Annotated in this window: 14 protein-coding genes and 1 pseudogene; 6 read left to right on the plus strand and 9 right to left on the minus strand. The window is 53.9% G+C overall.

All coding sequences use genetic code 11. From position 1 onward, the window contains the following. Positions 1 to 334 precede the first annotated feature (334 nt). A complete protein-coding gene (locus tag RMR16_RS20545) occupies positions 335 to 595 on the plus strand; it encodes a hypothetical protein (protein WP_432355146.1) in 261 nt (86 codons plus the stop codon). A 225-nt stretch (positions 596 to 820) separates the two neighbouring features. On the opposite strand, the gene RMR16_RS20550 is transcribed toward RMR16_RS20545, so the two are convergent. From RMR16_RS20550 to RMR16_RS20565, 4 genes are all read right to left on the minus strand, one after another. After that, the gene (locus tag RMR16_RS20550) at positions 821 to 1282 is read right to left on the minus strand and encodes a hypothetical protein (protein WP_320197473.1); all 462 of its coding nucleotides are present in this window, start codon (positions 1280 to 1282) and stop codon (positions 821 to 823) included. A gap of 113 nt (positions 1283 to 1395) precedes the next feature. Continuing rightward, positions 1396 to 2481, minus strand: coding sequence for a hypothetical protein (locus tag RMR16_RS20555; RefSeq protein ID WP_320197474.1), 1086 nt, complete (start codon positions 2479 to 2481; stop codon positions 1396 to 1398). 326 nt (positions 2482 to 2807) lie between these two features. Beyond that, positions 2808 to 3083 carry a hypothetical protein gene (locus tag RMR16_RS20560; RefSeq protein ID WP_320197475.1) on the minus strand — a complete coding sequence of 92 codons (276 nt, stop codon included), beginning with the start codon at positions 3081 to 3083 and terminating at the stop codon, positions 2808 to 2810. Positions 3084 to 3235: 152 nt separating this feature from the next. Then, a complete protein-coding gene (locus RMR16_RS20565) occupies positions 3236 to 3445 on the minus strand; it encodes a cold-shock protein (protein WP_320197476.1) in 210 nt (69 codons plus the stop codon). 424 nt (positions 3446 to 3869) lie between these two features. Here RMR16_RS20565 and RMR16_RS20570 point away from each other — a divergent pair, with 424 nt between their 5' ends. Together RMR16_RS20570 and RMR16_RS20575 are read left to right on the plus strand one after the other, a co-directional pair. Then, a complete protein-coding gene (locus tag RMR16_RS20570; protein ID WP_320197477.1) occupies positions 3870 to 4241 on the plus strand; it encodes a response regulator in 372 nt (123 codons plus the stop codon). 247 nt (positions 4242 to 4488) lie between these two features. After that, positions 4489 to 5541: a sensor histidine kinase gene (locus RMR16_RS20575; protein WP_320197478.1), complete on the plus strand. Its 1053-nt coding sequence runs from the start codon at positions 4489 to 4491 to the stop codon at positions 5539 to 5541. Positions 5542 to 5570: 29 nt separating this feature from the next. Here the strand turns inward: RMR16_RS20575 and RMR16_RS20580 are convergent. Beyond that, positions 5571 to 5934, minus strand: a pseudogene (locus RMR16_RS20580) (NUDIX hydrolase); the annotation flags it as partial. A gap of 677 nt (positions 5935 to 6611) precedes the next feature. Here RMR16_RS20580 and RMR16_RS20585 point away from each other — a divergent pair. Then, positions 6612 to 7157: a hypothetical protein gene (locus RMR16_RS20585; protein ID WP_320197479.1), complete on the plus strand. Its 546-nt coding sequence runs from the start codon at positions 6612 to 6614 to the stop codon at positions 7155 to 7157. A gap of 49 nt (positions 7158 to 7206) precedes the next feature. On the opposite strand, the gene RMR16_RS20590 is transcribed toward RMR16_RS20585, so the two are convergent. From RMR16_RS20590 to secA, 4 genes are all read right to left on the minus strand, one after another. Continuing rightward, positions 7207 to 8487: a GNAT family N-acetyltransferase gene (locus tag RMR16_RS20590; RefSeq protein WP_413785918.1), complete on the minus strand. Its 1281-nt coding sequence runs from the start codon at positions 8485 to 8487 to the stop codon at positions 7207 to 7209. Positions 8488 to 8706: 219 nt separating this feature from the next. After that, a complete protein-coding gene (locus RMR16_RS20595; protein ID WP_320197480.1) occupies positions 8707 to 9594 on the minus strand; it encodes a DMT family transporter in 888 nt (295 codons plus the stop codon). A gap of 148 nt (positions 9595 to 9742) precedes the next feature. Continuing rightward, positions 9743 to 10078 (minus strand): hypothetical protein, encoded by a 336-nt coding sequence (locus tag RMR16_RS20600; RefSeq protein ID WP_320197481.1) that lies wholly within the window; start codon positions 10076 to 10078, stop codon positions 9743 to 9745. 181 nt (positions 10079 to 10259) lie between these two features. Then, on the minus strand, positions 10260 to 12977 hold the full coding sequence (gene secA, locus RMR16_RS20605) for a preprotein translocase subunit SecA (RefSeq protein ID WP_320197482.1): 2718 nt from the start codon (positions 12975 to 12977) through the stop codon (positions 10260 to 10262). Positions 12978 to 13220: 243 nt separating this feature from the next. Between secA and RMR16_RS20610 the strand changes: the two genes are divergently transcribed. Next, positions 13221 to 14087, plus strand: a complete 867-nt coding sequence (locus RMR16_RS20610; RefSeq protein WP_320197483.1) for a peptidylprolyl isomerase — start codon at positions 13221 to 13223, stop codon at positions 14085 to 14087. Positions 14088 to 14168: 81 nt separating this feature from the next. Then, positions 14169 to 15410 carry a bifunctional glutamate N-acetyltransferase/amino-acid acetyltransferase ArgJ gene (gene argJ / locus RMR16_RS20615; RefSeq protein ID WP_320197484.1) on the plus strand — a complete coding sequence of 414 codons (1242 nt, stop codon included), beginning with the start codon at positions 14169 to 14171 and terminating at the stop codon, positions 15408 to 15410. Positions 15411 to 15425: the final 15 nt, after the last annotated feature.

Below are 15425 nucleotides of genomic sequence, written 5' to 3' on the forward strand. Positions count from 1 at the left end.
TCGTATTTACCAATACGCTCAGGATGCGAAGCGTGTACTTGCGCTCCTTTATTTGAAGATCAAGAGACCGAAGCACCTTGAAAGAGCCCAGTCTCTTAGTAACTGTACCCAATGTAATCTTTAGCGCTGTCTCTCCCCCAAGACTACGATCTCGGTAAACTGAAAGGGGTCGGCCACGCAAACTGCGTTATCGATAGCGTTGGGTAAGGATCGTGATGCCGGAAAAATTAGCACGGCATCCGTTCAAGGAAGAGGTGGGAATGGTTTCATACCTCCGGCGCGTGAACCACCTCCATAGGACGTTCCAAAGGCCGTCGGTTTTCCGAGATTGACGATGCGATCGAAAGCCGAGTGCCGGTCAAGCTCGGTAGCGTCACTGGCCTTCGTCTGCACGAACGGCACGTTCATCATCTTAGGCTGGGCCACCGATATGACCATCCCCGGCCAAGGGAGAATTACAGCTCTGGCATTCGGCCCCCACCAGTTCAAGGAATTCATCGGATTCTGGCGGCCGCAGATCGGGATCGCCCCGGCGGTCAAGGCAGCCCTGATCTACATGGCGATAAACAACGCGTACTCGACCTCCAGAACATAGATCAAACCATCGGTCTTTTTGCCGTCCACAACACGCATGTCACGCCGGAATCCTGAATTGGCGCGTCCAAACCACCTGGCTTGCATTTGATTTCCCTTTGGATTTTATTTTTCATGGTTTTGCAACAAACTCGACGAAATATAGATCGCCCTCGCTACGGGCCTGGCTTGCGTCGGCAGCATGACACACACGTCCCAGGTGTGTGACAGCTTTGGGCTTTCTCACCTAGTCAGTGGATTCTACAGCTATGGTCGGGAACTGTGTTTCTCTTGCAAGCCTTGCAGCCTGCAACGCTTTCGTCTTCTTTCGGTTTGCAGTAACCCGCTCATCTTCTGCATTCGTTGCAGATGTTTTGGTGGTTTCGAAATCGCCACGAGGCGATTGGCCCCTGACATATTCTTTGCGTGGTTGTTTTGTCATGTGCGTGCTCCAGATCGAGTTGCATAGAGGCCGATAAATGCATGAGATCAGGAAAGGGTTGCGAGTGTGTCGCGGAGACTCGCGAAGATCGTCCGGAAGCATTGAGGTCAGGTGGCAAAATGGGCCGTCGCCGCTGACCGTCAAAATTACAATGATGTCCGTCTGAGAATATTCGCGCGATGACATGATTATCTTCTGCGCAACAAAAAAGGCCAGACACGGCTGACCTTCTTTGGTGTTGTTTAACGCGGGTTCATCTGCGGTCAAGATATAGGGAGTCATCACGTCGCAGATATGTACATTGCGAAAAGCGTTTTCTTCGTAAACAATAAGACAGGCCTCCTTTGATTAGGGAAGGCCTGTCGTTTTAAGATGAGCGACTACTTGTTGTAGTTCAGACCGCCCCAGATCCGACCCTCATCCCGGTGGCGACCGCCATGGACCGCTCCGATATAGGCAGCAGCAGCCGATATGAGGGCCGAGGCAGCGAGGAGGAACGCTGAGAGAATACCAGCAACTCTCGCCTTTTCCGCTGCGTCAGCGGCCTTGGTTTTGGCTTCTTCAAGCGCCTTAGCGGCTTGAGCCTGCAAATCTTCGATTTGCTTTTTGGCGTCATCCACCTTCTTTTGTGCGTCAGTCCTGATAGCCTGTATCCGTCCCACCGTCTCGTTCACTCTAGTTTGGGCATCAGCTTGGCTGATCGACGTGCGCGCTGCAATCTGGTTTGCAAGCCATGTCCGATCGGCATCGGAAATTTCGCCCGTAGTAAGGAGATTGGTAAGTACGCCGCTAGCCTGGCGCTGGAAATCCACGACATTCTGGTCACCAGGTTGCGTGGTTTGGGGATCCGTGCGCAACAATACGTCAGTGAAATAGTCGACAGGGTTCGACTTCGCGCCCTGGGGCAGAGCTTGTTCGATAGTCGGCGCCGCGGCTTGGCCTGCACCCTGTGCAATCCCACCAACTGCGCTCCCGGCTGCTGAGGCGATACCGCCAGCCAACTGACCAGCGCCTTGTGCTGCGCCACCAACCACAGATCCCGTCGCCTCAACCGCAGTCTGCGCTACGCTTCCAACTGCCTTTGCTGCACCGGTGACGACGCTCAATGCCAGAACAGCGGAAACAACGGTTCCAAGGCCCCATACGACGAGGCCGTTTACACCATCGCGGATCGTTAATTCATTTCGGTCAGCTGACCCGGCTGGCCTGCGCATGCGACCCGTTATATAGCCGCCGAGCATATAAGAACCAACCATCGAAATAACGACGAACAGCGCCGTGATGATCAGCCATATCGTGCTTATGTCTCCGCCGTCATTCGCAGAGATCGAGCTGAGACCCAGTCCCCCGGCAAAAGCGGTGAGGACTGCTACAGCGCCTGATGAGATCGCTGCACCTGCAAAGATAGCAGGCCAATCGACATAGCTGCGGTTGTTGTTTGGTTCAATACCGGTCGAATCTACCATCAACGTAGCCCCAAAAGTGAGAGAACAAACAATACGACGACGACTAGCCCCACCAAATAAATGATTGAGTTCATACAGGATCTCCTCGGAAGATAAAGAACCCACCGCGTGGCGGGTTACAAAAGCAGGTGTAAACCGTTGAGGAAACTCCCCTTGCTCAAAAAGGTTGCATCTCTCTTTAATCACACTAGGCGAGTGGATTAAAATGAAGTGACCACACCAAGAGAGGCGGCCTTATCGGGGGTCGGTCAGAAATCAACTTGCCTTCTTTTCCGATACGCTACACGGTGGTATCCGGAGAAGTCGGGAGTGCGCCGTAGAGATGATCAGACCTTGTCGTACGTAAACGATGTCAGAAGCGTCGTCACGAAATTGCTGGCCTTTTCTTTAACGAGAACCTCGGTCCATTCATCGGTACCTCGCAGCATCAGCCCGGTATAGATGCTGTCAACCGCTGCCTCTTCGATGCGTTTGATATGCGCGTGGAAGGATGCTTCGTCCCCGGATTTGTAAACATCGCGGACGACCATCCTGAGGATTTCCTGAATGGCGATCTGCCAGGCCGTGTTGATCGCCTGAAGTTCGTTGGCTTGGTCCGTCATAGGAACCTCCTGGTATTGCGGCACATGATCAACCTTCGTGAGCTGCATAGCCATCACGCACAAAAAAAGGCCAGGCAATCTGCCTGACCTCATTGGTAATTCGCTTTCGACAGTGCCAGTACATCCGTGGTCAAAGGAAAGCAGATACCGATTTAAGCAGCCTGAAGATTGCAGGCCGACATCTTGCCCGACTTATTGTCGCGCTCCAAGTCGTAGCTCAGTTTCTGGCCTTCAACGATTTCGCGCATTCCGGCGCGTTCTACGGCCGAAATGTGAACGAATGCGTCTTCGCCGCCGTTGTCAGGCTGAATGAAGCCGAAGCCCTTTGTGGAATTGAACCATTTAACTGTGCCAGTGGTCATGATGAACCCTTTCATAGAAATATATAGAAGACCGCCACGCGTAAGCGTTGCGGATGATGATGCGATTGTCTTAAAGGGAGGGTTCGTTCAGGGCGCGGTGCCAGTCGCGCAATAACCAAAGCTCAGCAAGAAAATATCGACACTTGAATGAATATGACCATTACGGCCTTTTGTCAACCTTTAGTTTTTCCTCGGCGTATATCTACCATTGGATGTACCGCGCAAACCACTCTTTGCCTACACTGACGATCGCCGGATACCGAGGTAAGACGACCGCCGTGCATCCGGTCGGAGTTCCAGCGGAGAGTAGTATGACAATATGGCTTTTCCTACGGATCATTCCATCGCTTGGCGCGTTACAAGAGTTCGTCCGACATATAAAAAAGACATACCAACGGCACAAAGGGGCAGGGGATGGTGAGGGATGGCGCATAATGGGATCACGGTGCTCGTCGTTGAAGACGAAATTCTCATTCGCATGGACATCACGACGTTCCTAGAGGATGAAGGGTTCACCGTACACGAGGCGGCTGACGCCGATGAGGCGATCGCCATTCTTAATAGAAATCCCGACATCAAAGTTATGTTCACCGACGTTGACATGCCGGGCACCATGGATGGTTTGAAGCTCGCGGCGGCGGTGCGGGACAGATGGCCACCGGTACAGATCATTGTGACGTCTGGTCATCAGCAGTTGAGTGACGACCTGCTGCCTGTTCAAGGCCGGTTCTTCAGCAAACCTTACGACCGTTCCCGCGTCATCAATGCCATCCGGGAGATGGTGGCCGCTGGCTAAGCAACCGGAAGCGGGGAATTGGCTGCCCTCACAGGCGCTCCTTGTGTATGAAGCTGTCAACGCGAAATCAATCCATGCAAACCAATTGATGCAGTGCTGTAGCAACGGTCGCCCACCCATACATTTAATATGACCGAACTGCTCACGAGGCGTGTTATGGTAAGAATGTCGACGTTGGCACTGTTGCTGATCAGTTGATCTGCCGAGTGATGACTCGCTCCGTGAGTCTCCGGCCCTTGAGGGCCCTATGCCAATGACCCCGACAGCACATTTCGAAGCGGCGAGCACGTTGGCCGTCGTTGTTTCATCCAACGAGCCGTTGCTTTTCCTGTCAGACGACCAGACGGTGATTGCGGCGAGCGCTTCGTTCTGTCGAGCCTTTGGCATCGATCCCGCGACGGTTTGCGGTAAAAGCCTCGGTGACCTTGGAAACGGCGAATGGGCAATGCCGAAGCTGGCGTCGCTGCTGAGCGCGACCGCATCGGGAAGTGCAAACATCGAAGCCTACGAAATCGATCTCAAACGGCCAGACCAGAAGACACGGCAACTGGTGGTCAATGCTCAGAGACTCGATGACGGCGATGTCGACCGAATTCGTCTGCTTGTGGCCATAACGGACGTCACCGAAATGCGGGCGGAAGCGCGTTTAAAAGAGGACCTCGTTCGCGACAAGGCCATGCTGCTCCAGGAGGTTCAGCACAGGGTCGCAAACAGCCTCCAGATCATCGCAAGTGTTCTGATGCAGAGTGCGCGCCGCGTTCAGTCGGACGAGGCCCGCGGTCATATCCAAAACGCCCACCACCGGGTGATGTCGATCGCAACGCTGCAACGGCAACTCTCTGCGACCGACGGCGGCAACGTGGAACTCCGCCCCTATTTGACCCAGCTCTCCCAGAGCCTTGGGGCATCGATGATCGCTGATCCTGACAGACTCTCGATCCAGGTAACGGTCGATAAAAGTGTCGTTGGAGCGGACGTTTCCATCAGCCTGGGGCTTATTGTCACCGAACTTGTCATAAACGCCCTGAAGCACGCCTTTCCCGATGAGCGCACGGGTTTGATCGAGATCGCCTATCATTCGACCGGCGATGCCTGGACGCTTTCGATCTCGGACAACGGCGTCGGTATGTCTGTTGGCGACGAGGCGCCCAAGGGCGGACTTGGGACGGGCATTGTGGAGGCGCTTGTCAAAAAGCTGCAAGGAGAGATACATCTGACGGATGCTGGCCCTGGTACCATCGTCACGATCAGCCACAGGGACTCCGCAGATTCCCAAACAGACCTCTCCACGGCTGCTTAGGAAACGCTTGCTCCCGCAGAACGACACCATGTTACTTCGATTTGGAGCACGTCCACAATAACATGGCGCGACGTATCCGGTCTCGAGTCACTTAAGATATGTGTACCGACCGACCGGTTTTTTGCGCGCCCGGCCCATAACACCAGCCTCTTCCAACGCTTCGATCTGGGTTGCCTGATGCGGCTTCTTCTGATCCACAGGCCAGCCCTTTGGGATGATCCCACGACCGGTACCTCGCGACGTTATGAGAAGAACCTCGATATCAGACCCGTCATGTGTTTTCTGATAGCATATGGCGCCATACTGAAATTCAAACGCACTACTGAACAGCTTGTCAGGCATAGCGGCAAGCCGCTGCAACAAGGTTTTGGATTGGGCAGTGGGCTGCTTCATTTTCTTAGTCACTGCGTTGTCAAACTTTTGTTGACGTCCCAGGCTGTTTGTATAGTGACGAGTCAATGCCGCGTCGTAGAGTGGCGACCATAAGCAATGTGAGGTGCTCAGACCGGGAGACTACGAAACTTTTCGGAATTGACCTAACTTGCTGTCCTTTCAATCAAGTCGACAACAGCTAGAAAGCCGTCTCTTAGTGCTTCATTGCCACAATATGAAATCCATCAGCTACATTGGACCCAAGTCATCCAAAAAATTCGAAAAGCAGAATGAATGGCTTCTGCGCAGAAGCCGCCTTAGGCACTAGCCGCCGGGTGGCATCCTTTTGGAAAGTAAGGCTCTGAGGAAATTGCCTGAATTCGACCGACCCCTGCGGGTCTTCGGTTCGATGTGTGTCAGGTTGCGGAACAATTTTATTCCTCTTTTGTTTCGGCGTGGGTTTCTCGCTCGCTCTTCGCGTCACGAGTCAAGTTGTCCTTGAAGCGCGCGCTACTCTTCTGTCATCGTTTCCTACAAACAGTGTCACAATGATACAGGCCGTGAAACTGCCAATAATGAAACATTAGTTATATCTTATTATTAGGGATTTCAATTAAAGGAAATACTTATATATTATTTCTTCCAGTGGGTTAGCTTGCCTTTATGTGTTCAACGAGACCCACGAGGAGGAGAGAACCATGCGAAAAATATCATCTTCTTTGTTTTTGACCGCCTGTCTTGCGTTGCCTTTCAACGCATATGCGCTGGATGTCAGCGTTGGGGGAGTGAGTGCGAGTGTCGGCGGCAACGACAGGGGCGGAGTAAGCGCCAGTGCGTCTGTTGGGGGCAGCGGTGGTGTTAATGCCGGTGCCGATATAGGTGGGCGCAGCGGTGGCGGTTTGGGCGCTGATGTCAATGCATCGGTTGGCGGTCGAAGTGGTGTCAATGCGGATGTAAACGCGTCCGTGGGTGGCAGAAGTGGCCTCAACACGAACGTCAATGTCGGCGTTGGTGGAACGACGGGAGTGGGCGTTGGTGTTGGCGTGGGGATTGGCACGCCGGGTACTCCGGGCGCTCCCGGAACAGCATCTCCGGGTGCGGTTCGTAATGCCATCACCGCTTACAATGATATGTCGCGCACCGAGCAGCTCAGGCTTGCAAAACGTTGCGTCGATATTCTGGGTGGGGGATATGACGCCGCGTTGACGCAGCTATGTCGCATGATCCAGACAGCGTCTCGCTGACATCTCATGAAGCGAAGAGGGGCGTGAAGCCCTTCTTCCTTTTTGCACCTTATGTCGTTCCGCTGCTCTTGCGGCCCAATGACATAATTCTCTCCCGCAGCATTTTCGCGAGATTGCGGGTGTTTCGATACATATGAACCTGTGCTGCGACCTGTCTCACATCGCGGTCACTATTTTGCGAAAGACCGATGACCAGAGTACCCATTTCGTGGGCCTCGCTCCAGAAACCATTGAGAATACCGTCTTCATCGGCAGCACAACTGTCTGTTCTCAGAATGTTGGCGTCGTCCAGATGCCACTCGGTCAGTTTCTGCATCAACATCCGGTCGATGGAATGACGGGAATGATCCTCGTTAACAGCCATTTTCCAAAGATAGGCCTCACCCATCGTCATGAATACCACCGCGGATGCCACGGCCTCACCATCAAGGTTGAGGGTGTGAATACGCACAGCATCAGTCTCTGCCAAGTTGGTGATGGCTTCACGCGCAAACGCTGCTCTGTAACGGTCACTGACGAGTGCGGAGCGCTTGCGGCCTTTTGAACCGCTGGCCTCCAGTGCCAGAAACTCCTCCGTGCGCAACCTGATGTCCTGAGGCTGTCGGGCAACCTCGTGAGAGAGAGTTCCTGCTGCCTCCAACTGACGCCAGTTCTGCTGCATCTCTTCCCACCGTTCTGAGGAAAGATTTTTTTGCAGATAGTCGTGGGCGTCCACATCGCTCTCCAGCATCACCCGGCGGTGCGGCTCAGCAGTCGCCAAGGGAAGGTTGCGGCTGAGTGCTATTGCCTTGATCATGCGAACGAAAGTTCCGTCCAGCCGCAAAGTGGGCAGTACAAGAACATTCGGTAAAAGAAGCTCCGGCTGGGCCAATGCGTCAAGCAGATTGTCAATCGTTTCCGCAGCACCTTCGGCGTCCACAAGCGGTGTGCCAAGTGGCCCAAAGGGATTGGACCAAGCGCGCAAAATGGAAGGCCCGACGGAAAACCCAGGCTTTTCGACTGTGAAGGGCATCAGAAAACGCATACGGCTGCGAGAGCCATTCTCATCGCGCATCAACGCAAAACGGACTGAGCGGTCATCCACACGCGGCATGGCGGGAGCCAGAAGCTTGCCGGTGAAAAAGATGTTTGGCTCCATCACCCGGTTTGACAGAAAATCCAGTTCTTCCTGAAGCTCATAACCAAGTTGTGCCGGATAAATGCAAAATTCGCGACCCGGACCCCCGACGCGAATGCTGCTGTCGGCTTCGGGGCGATCAGCCCCAGCCTTTGCCAGCAGCATTGCAAAGCGATTGTCTCGCATATCTGGATCGTTCGGATCGCTTGCCATGCCGGTTTTATACCGTCTTTCTCATGCGTTTGGATGTCACGGTAGCTACAGAAATCAGCTCTTTTTGCGGTACAACTTATCAGCGAGAGCCGATCTTTATCACATTTTTCATCGTCAGACCCAGGGTATTTCAATCATACATCGAAACATCCCAGATGTTGAGACCCCTTTTTCAAGGAAATACTCATATATGTTGAGCGATTTTTGTCTGAAATAAACTTATGGCAGCATTGTTACGGCTCTGCGCTTCGGAACCACGCCCAAAACAAACATGCAACCAAGAATGATAATAGCTGCCCCAACGAACTGAATCGCAGAAAGTGGCTCATCCAGAATAACCGCGCCGATGATGACGGCGATGACCGTTACAACGAATTCGACACTGATGGTTTTGGTCGCACCGATTGCCGACACCAATTTGAAGTAGGTGATGTAAGTGAGAGAACTCATGCCGATCGCCAAGCCGAAAAGATAGGCGATATCCATGATGCTGGGTGTGGATGGAATAGGCACCACGATCAGAAATGGCAGTGTCAGGATGCCACCGGCAAGGAAGGAACCGATGGTAATTTCCCATGATCCCGAGCCTTTAAGGTAACGGCTGGCATAATTGCTGCCAAACGCTGCACAGATACAGCCAAGCAAACAGGCAACACAGCCGAGGATGAAGGCTGTTGTGACTGGCACTGCGGGAAATCCAACAAGAATAATGATGCCGCTGAAACCCAGAAACATACCAAACATGCTTTGCAGTGATATCTTCTCAAGTCCCCAGATTTGACTGATTAGCATAGAAAACAGCGGTATGCTCGCGACGAGAATGGCGGCCATGGCCGTTCCAATCACCGGTGTTGCGTAGGACAAGCCGATCAACTGACCGGCCACAGTGGTGGCGCCAACAGCTGCGAAGGCGCGCCATCCTGCGCTGAAATCCAGTTTGCGCCTCGCCATGCGAGCGATGGCAATCAGTGTGAAACTGGCAATAAAGCAACGCAATGTCACCGCGCCGACCCATCCGAAGGCTGCTACGGCATGCAACACGAGCAGAAACGATAATCCCCACGCAAAGGCGAGAAAAATATAGGCGGCCAGTTCACCGGGTTTCATGTCGTGATGTCCAATAATGGTATGAGCAGAAGCATAGGGTTATGAAAGCCGACGCTCGCCGTCAATCGAATTTTGCCGCTGCTTTTCCTGCGCGTGATCTGGCCGCTTTCGCGCAATGGATTGGGGCCAGATCACCAACCCATACAGATTATTCTTCGATCGTGTATTCGCCAAGTTCGCACAGATTCTGCGTATCTGTCGTGGTGTCCAAATCGGCGCTGCCCTGAAATTCGAAGCGCATGTCGTATTTGCAGACCTTGCGACCATCAGCGATGGTGATTTCGATGCTCTCGCCGGGGTCAAGCGTCTGCTTGCCAAACACATCGCCTTCCCAGCTGTCTTCGCCAACCGGCGATGTATAGAAATGGGTCAGGACGGAGTTCGTGCCGTTCTTCAAGCTAAAGACGAGGTCTTCCGCAAAGGAAGGGCTAGCGATGGCAATTGAAGCCGCTGCCGCAAGACATGCAATTTTCAGATTTTTCATTTTTCTCTACCCAGATTTAAGACGTCTGATCTTCTTTAGGCAGAAAAAAGATTCCCGGTAAGTGCATTTCGAGCGCTCGACGTGACCATTTTTGGCACAGAGCGATCGCTCTGATTTTTCACTAAAAAGGCCCGCAAATAAATTTGCGGGCCTTTCTTGTCATTTATATTCAACCGTTCGATCAAGCCTGCTCAAACACACCGTGGCAATGCTTGTATTTTTTGCCTGAGCCGCAGGGGCACGCCTCGTTGCGGCCGATTTTTCCCCACGTTTTGGGATTGTTCGGGTCGCGTTGTTCTGGCGGCACGAACACCGCAGAGGTGTCGAGGGCATGTTCGGCAAAGTCATCTTCGCCCGTGACCGGGTCAAGATGATGCGCGGTCATTTCCGGCAATTCAGCAGGTGGTGGGGCGTCACGCACCAGTTCCACACGCATCAACTGTGCCGTGACTTCTTCACGCAAGTTGGAGAGCAGGGCCTGGAAAAGCTCGAAAGCTTCGGCCTTGTATTCCTGCAACGGGTCGCGCTGGGCATAACCACGGAAACCGACGACGGAGCGCAGGTGGTCGAGGTTGACGATATGCTCGCGCCACAGGTGGTCGATGGTCTGCAAGATTACGGAACGTTCAACATAGGTCATGACCTCTGCGCCGAAACGCTCGGTCTTCTCAGCTACGGCCTTGTCTGCGACTTCGGTTACACGCTGTAGAATATCGTCTTCGGCAATGCCTTCTTCCTTGGCCCACTCATCGACAGGCAAATCAAGGTTGAGGAACCGCTCAATGCCAGCCTTGAGGCCAACGATATCCCACTGCTCGGCATAGGCATTTTCAGGCACATGCTTGGTAACAAGAGCTTCGATGACTTCGTTGCGCATGTCACTTGCGGTTTCACCGATATTGTCGGCTTCCATCAGTTCCAGACGCTGATCGAAGATAACCTTACGCTGATCGTTCAGCACGTCGTCGTATTTCAGAAGGTTTTTACGGGTTTCGAAGTTGCGTGCTTCCACCTTCTTCTGGGCCCGTTCCAAGGCCTTGTTGATCCAAGGATGGACGATGGCTTCGCCTTCCTTCAGACCAAGCTTCTGCAACATGCTGTCCATGCGGTCAGAGCCGAAGATGCGCATCAGGTCATCCTGAAGCGATAGATAGAATTTGGAGCGACCCGGATCGCCCTGACGGCCAGAACGGCCACGAAGCTGGTTGTCGATACGACGGCTTTCGTGACGCTCGGTAGCGATGACGAAGAGGCCGCCTGCGGCAAGCGCCTTGTCTTTCAGAACCTTGATCTCTTCGCGGATCGCCTTTTCCTTGGTGTCGCGCTCTTCACCGGGCTCAATGCCCTCAAGCTCGCGCTCAAGACGCATATCGACGTTGCCGCCGAGCTGAATGTCGGTACCGCGACCCGCCATGTTGGTGGCGATGGTAACAGCGCCCGGCACACCGGCCTGCGAAACGATATAGGCTTCCTGCTCGTGATAACGGGCGTTCAGAACCTGGAAATTCTCAAATCCGGTCTGGCGCAGCATGGTTGCCAGAAGTTCGGATTTTTCGATCGATGTCGTTCCGACGAGAACAGGCTGGTTGCGTTCATGGGCAGATTTGATCTCTTCGATGATCGCCTTGAACTTTTCTTCGCCGGTGCGGTAAACTTCGTCGTCTTCGTCGATACGCTGGATCGGCAGGTTCGTTGGAACCTCGATAACGTCCAGACCATAGATGTTGTTGAATTCTTCCGCTTCGGTCGATGCCGTACCCGTCATGCCGGCAAGTTTTGCATACATGCGGAAGTAGTTTTGGAAGGTGACGGAAGACAGTGTCTGGTTTTCCGGCTGGATCTGCACCTTTTCCTTAGCTTCGAGCGCCTGATGCTGACCTTCGGAATAACGGCGACCTGGCATCATACGGCCGGTGAATTCGTCGATGATGACGATTTCATCGTTGCGGACGATGTAATCCTTGTCGCGCTGGAACAGCTTGTGAGCCTTCAACGCGTTGTTGATGTGGTGAACGATAGCGACGTTCTCGATATCGTAAAGTGATTCGCCCTTGAGAAGCCCCGCATCACGCAGCAGATTTTCGAGCTTTTCGGTACCGTCTTCGGAGAAGTTGGCAGAGCGCTGCTTCTCATCGATCTCGTAATCTTCCGGCGAAAGCATCGGAATGAACGCATCGATGGTGTTGTAAAGTTCAGAGCGGTCGTCCAGCGGGCCGGAAATGATGAGCGGTGTGCGCGCCTCATCCACCAGAATGGAGTCAACTTCGTCGACGATGGCGTAGTTGTGGCCACGCTGCACCATCTGCGGCTTGTCGTATTTCATGTTGTCGCGCAGATAATCGAAGCCAAGCTCGTTATTCGTCGCGTAGGTGATGTCGCAGGCGTAAGCAGCACGGCGCTGGTCATCGTCCAGACCGTGTACGATGACACCGGTTGTCAGGCCGAGGAAGCTGTAAAGGCGTGCCATGGTGGCGGCATCGCGCTGGGCCAGATAATCGTTGACCGTGACGACGTGAACACCCTTGCCCTCCAGGGCATTGAGGTAAACGGCGAGCGTTGCGACCAGCGTTTTACCTTCACCCGTTTTCATCTCGGAGATGTCACCGGAGTGCAGGATCATGGCGCCTGTCAGCTGCACGTCGAATGGGCGCATGCCAAGAACACGGCGCGATGCTTCGCGGGCCACGGCAAATGCCGGGACGAGGAGGCTGTCGAGCGACTTGCCGTCGGCAAGCTGCTGACGGAATTCCACCGTTTTCGCCGTCAGCGCCTCGTTGGACAGGGCTTTCATCTGCTCTTCGAGCGCGGCAATGGCCGTGATATTGCTACGGTAGGACCGGACACGGCGATCGTTTGCCGAGCCGAAAAACTTGCGGGCTATTCCGCCGAGACTGACCATCTTAGTGGCCCTTTCTGAAATTCCGTTTCGCCGTGGCATTTTCCGTCTGACGCCTGCAATAACGCACAAATGACAGACTTCACCCTGAAACGTATCTGGACGCGAGGTTACGCGACAGATAAGAGGGGGGGCAAATGATGTCAACGGTTCTGCCCGTTACAGAATGGCCACATTCCGGTGTTTGGAAGTTTTTTCAGCCGGAAAACCACGTCTGGAGCCGGCAATGTCTCCGAAAGGTTTAATATGTTGCGCTATAATAGAATTGCGGCGGCTGTCATCGTGGCAACGCTTGGTCTTCAGTTTCCCGCTTTTGCGCAGGAAGATGTTGTTGTCGCAAAGGTCGGCAATCTAGAGATTCGCCAGTCCGAACTTGATCTCGCGATGAGCAATCTCGATCCGCAGCTTGCCCAGCTTCCCGACGAGCAGAAAAAAGTTGCTGCTCTCTCCGGCGCTATCGACGTGAAGCTCCTGGTAAAGAATGCTTCTGCCGAAGGTCTGGAGAAGACAGAAGATTTCAAGAAGCGTCTCGCTTTTATTTCCGATCGCGAATTGCACAATGCCTATTTCCGCAAGCATGTGGTTGATGCCGTGACCGATGCAGAGGTGAAGGCGCGCTACGACAAGGAAGTCGCAGGCTTGCCGCAGGAAGAAGAAGTCAAGGCTGCCCACATTCTCGTTGCGACCGAAGAGGAAGCCAAGGATGTGATCAAGCAGCTGGACGCTGGCAAGGATTTCGCAGCACTGGCCAAGGAAAAGTCCACCGATTCCAACAAGGATGATGGCGGCGATCTGGGCTGGTTTGGCAAAGGCCGCATGGTTCCGGAGTTCGAAGAAGCTGCTTTCAAACTTAAAAAGGGCGAGTACACAAAAGAACCGGTCAAGTCGCAGTTTGGTTTCCACGTTATCAAGCTCGAAGACACCCGCGTAGCGCCGCCACCAGCTTACGATCAGGTTGAGGCACAGGTTCGTCAGTTGGTCATGCGCGACAAATATGTTGCCCTGATCGAGAAGGCCAAGGCCGACCAGAAGATCGAAATTCCTGATGAGACGCTGCGCAAGGGCTATGAAGAAGCCAGCAAGCAGCAGGCTGAGCCGCCTGCACAGCAGTAAGTCTTTTGCGATTGAGGGGGCGGCGGCGAGCCGCCCCGTTTTCATTTCATCTCTTCTCGTTTGAATGCAGGTTCCGCCAATATGTCCGCTGCCGTTTCTCCGCTTGCCCCCAAATCCTATCCTGACATGCCCGCCCTTCGCGGTGTGCGTATGGCAACGGCTGCCGCGGGCATAAAATACAAGAACCGCACCGACGTTTTATTGATCGTTTTTGATAGGCCAGCCAGCGTCGCAGGCGTTTTCACAAAGTCGAAATGCCCCTCTGCCCCTGTTGATTTTTGCCGCGTCAATCTGGCTGGCGGCGTTGCCCGTGCGGTTGTCGTAAATTCCGGCAATGCCAATGCCTTTACCGGCGTCAAGGGTAAGGCCGCGACCGAGCTGACAGGAAAATCCGCTGCCGCCGCTGTAAATTGCGCGGAAAACGAAGTGTTCCTTGCTTCCACGGGCGTTATTGGTGAGCCACTGGATGCCACGAAGTTTTCAGGCGTTCTCGGCCAGATGAATGCCGATGCCTCTGGTGATTTCTGGCAGGAGGCTGCCAAAGCCATCATGACCACGGATACATATCCGAAGATTGCTACGCGCACTGCGGAGATTGGTGGCGTGACGGTCACGATCAATGGAATCGCCAAGGGTGCAGGCATGATAGCACCGGATATGGCGACCATGCTTTCCTTCGTCGTGACGGATGGGGATATTGCTGCACCGGCATTGCAGGCGCTTTTGTCTGCGGGCGTTGGGCCGACATTCAATTCCGTGACGGTGGACAGCGACACGTCTACGTCCGACACGCTGATGCTGTTTGCAACAGGTGCTGCCAGTGCCGACGGACAGGTCCGCGTTGAAGACCCTGCCGATACAAGGCTTGGCTCGTTCCGCGAAGCGTTGAATGATCTGTTGAAGGATCTTGCGCTTCAGGTGGTTCGCGATGGCGAAGGCGCGCGCAAGATGGTGGAAATCACTGTGACTGGTGCCGAAAATGATGCGGCGGCCAAAAAAATCGCCCTGTCCATCGCCAACTCGCCGCTGGTCAAAACCGCTGTGGCGGGTGAAGACGCCAACTGGGGCCGTGTTGTCATGGCCGTGGGTAAGTCCGGCGAACTGGCAGATCGTGATCGTCTTGCCATTTGGTTCGGCAATGTGCGCGTTGCGGTAAACGGCGAACGTGACCCTGATTATTCGGAAGCGGACGCCAGCGCCGTTATGAAAAACGAAGATATTCCGGTGAAGGTGGATATTGGTCTGGGCAACGGCACGGCCACCGTCTGGACTTGTGATCTGACCAAGGAATATGTCGAGATCAACGGCGATTATCGGAGCTGATTGGTGGTGGCTGTC

This window comes from Agrobacterium sp. rho-13.3 (assembly GCF_033957765.2).
In the GTDB taxonomy this organism is placed as follows: Bacteria; Pseudomonadota; Alphaproteobacteria; order Rhizobiales; family Rhizobiaceae; genus Agrobacterium.

Bases quoted from the DNA above. Each gene is read 5' to 3' on its own strand.
- RMR16_RS20590 (WP_413785918.1), bottom strand. From the start codon at position 8,487: ATGGCAAGCGATCCGAACGATCCAGATATGCGAGACAATCGCTTTGCA.
- RMR16_RS20570 (WP_320197477.1), top strand. From the start codon at position 3,870: ATGGCGCATAATGGGATCACGGTGCTCGTCGTTGAAGACGAAATTCTC.
- RMR16_RS20585 (WP_320197479.1), top strand. From the start codon at position 6,612: ATGCGAAAAATATCATCTTCTTTGTTTTTGACCGCCTGTCTTGCGTTG.
- RMR16_RS20560 (WP_320197475.1), bottom strand. From the start codon at position 3,083: ATGACGGACCAAGCCAACGAACTTCAGGCGATCAACACGGCCTGGCAG.
- RMR16_RS20595 (WP_320197480.1), bottom strand. From the start codon at position 9,594: ATGAAACCCGGTGAACTGGCCGCCTATATTTTTCTCGCCTTTGCGTGG.
- RMR16_RS20600 (WP_320197481.1), bottom strand. From the start codon at position 10,078: ATGAAAAATCTGAAAATTGCATGTCTTGCGGCAGCGGCTTCAATTGCC.
- RMR16_RS20610 (WP_320197483.1), top strand. From the start codon at position 13,221: ATGTTGCGCTATAATAGAATTGCGGCGGCTGTCATCGTGGCAACGCTT.
- RMR16_RS20555 (WP_320197474.1), bottom strand. From the start codon at position 2,481: ATGGTAGATTCGACCGGTATTGAACCAAACAACAACCGCAGCTATGTC.
- RMR16_RS20545 (WP_432355146.1), top strand. From the start codon at position 335: ATGCGATCGAAAGCCGAGTGCCGGTCAAGCTCGGTAGCGTCACTGGCC.
- secA (WP_320197482.1), bottom strand. From the start codon at position 12,977: ATGGTCAGTCTCGGCGGAATAGCCCGCAAGTTTTTCGGCTCGGCAAAC.
- argJ (WP_320197484.1), top strand. From the start codon at position 14,169: ATGTCCGCTGCCGTTTCTCCGCTTGCCCCCAAATCCTATCCTGACATG.
- RMR16_RS20565 (WP_320197476.1), bottom strand. From the start codon at position 3,445: ATGACCACTGGCACAGTTAAATGGTTCAATTCCACAAAGGGCTTCGGC.
- RMR16_RS20575 (WP_320197478.1), top strand. From the start codon at position 4,489: ATGCCAATGACCCCGACAGCACATTTCGAAGCGGCGAGCACGTTGGCC.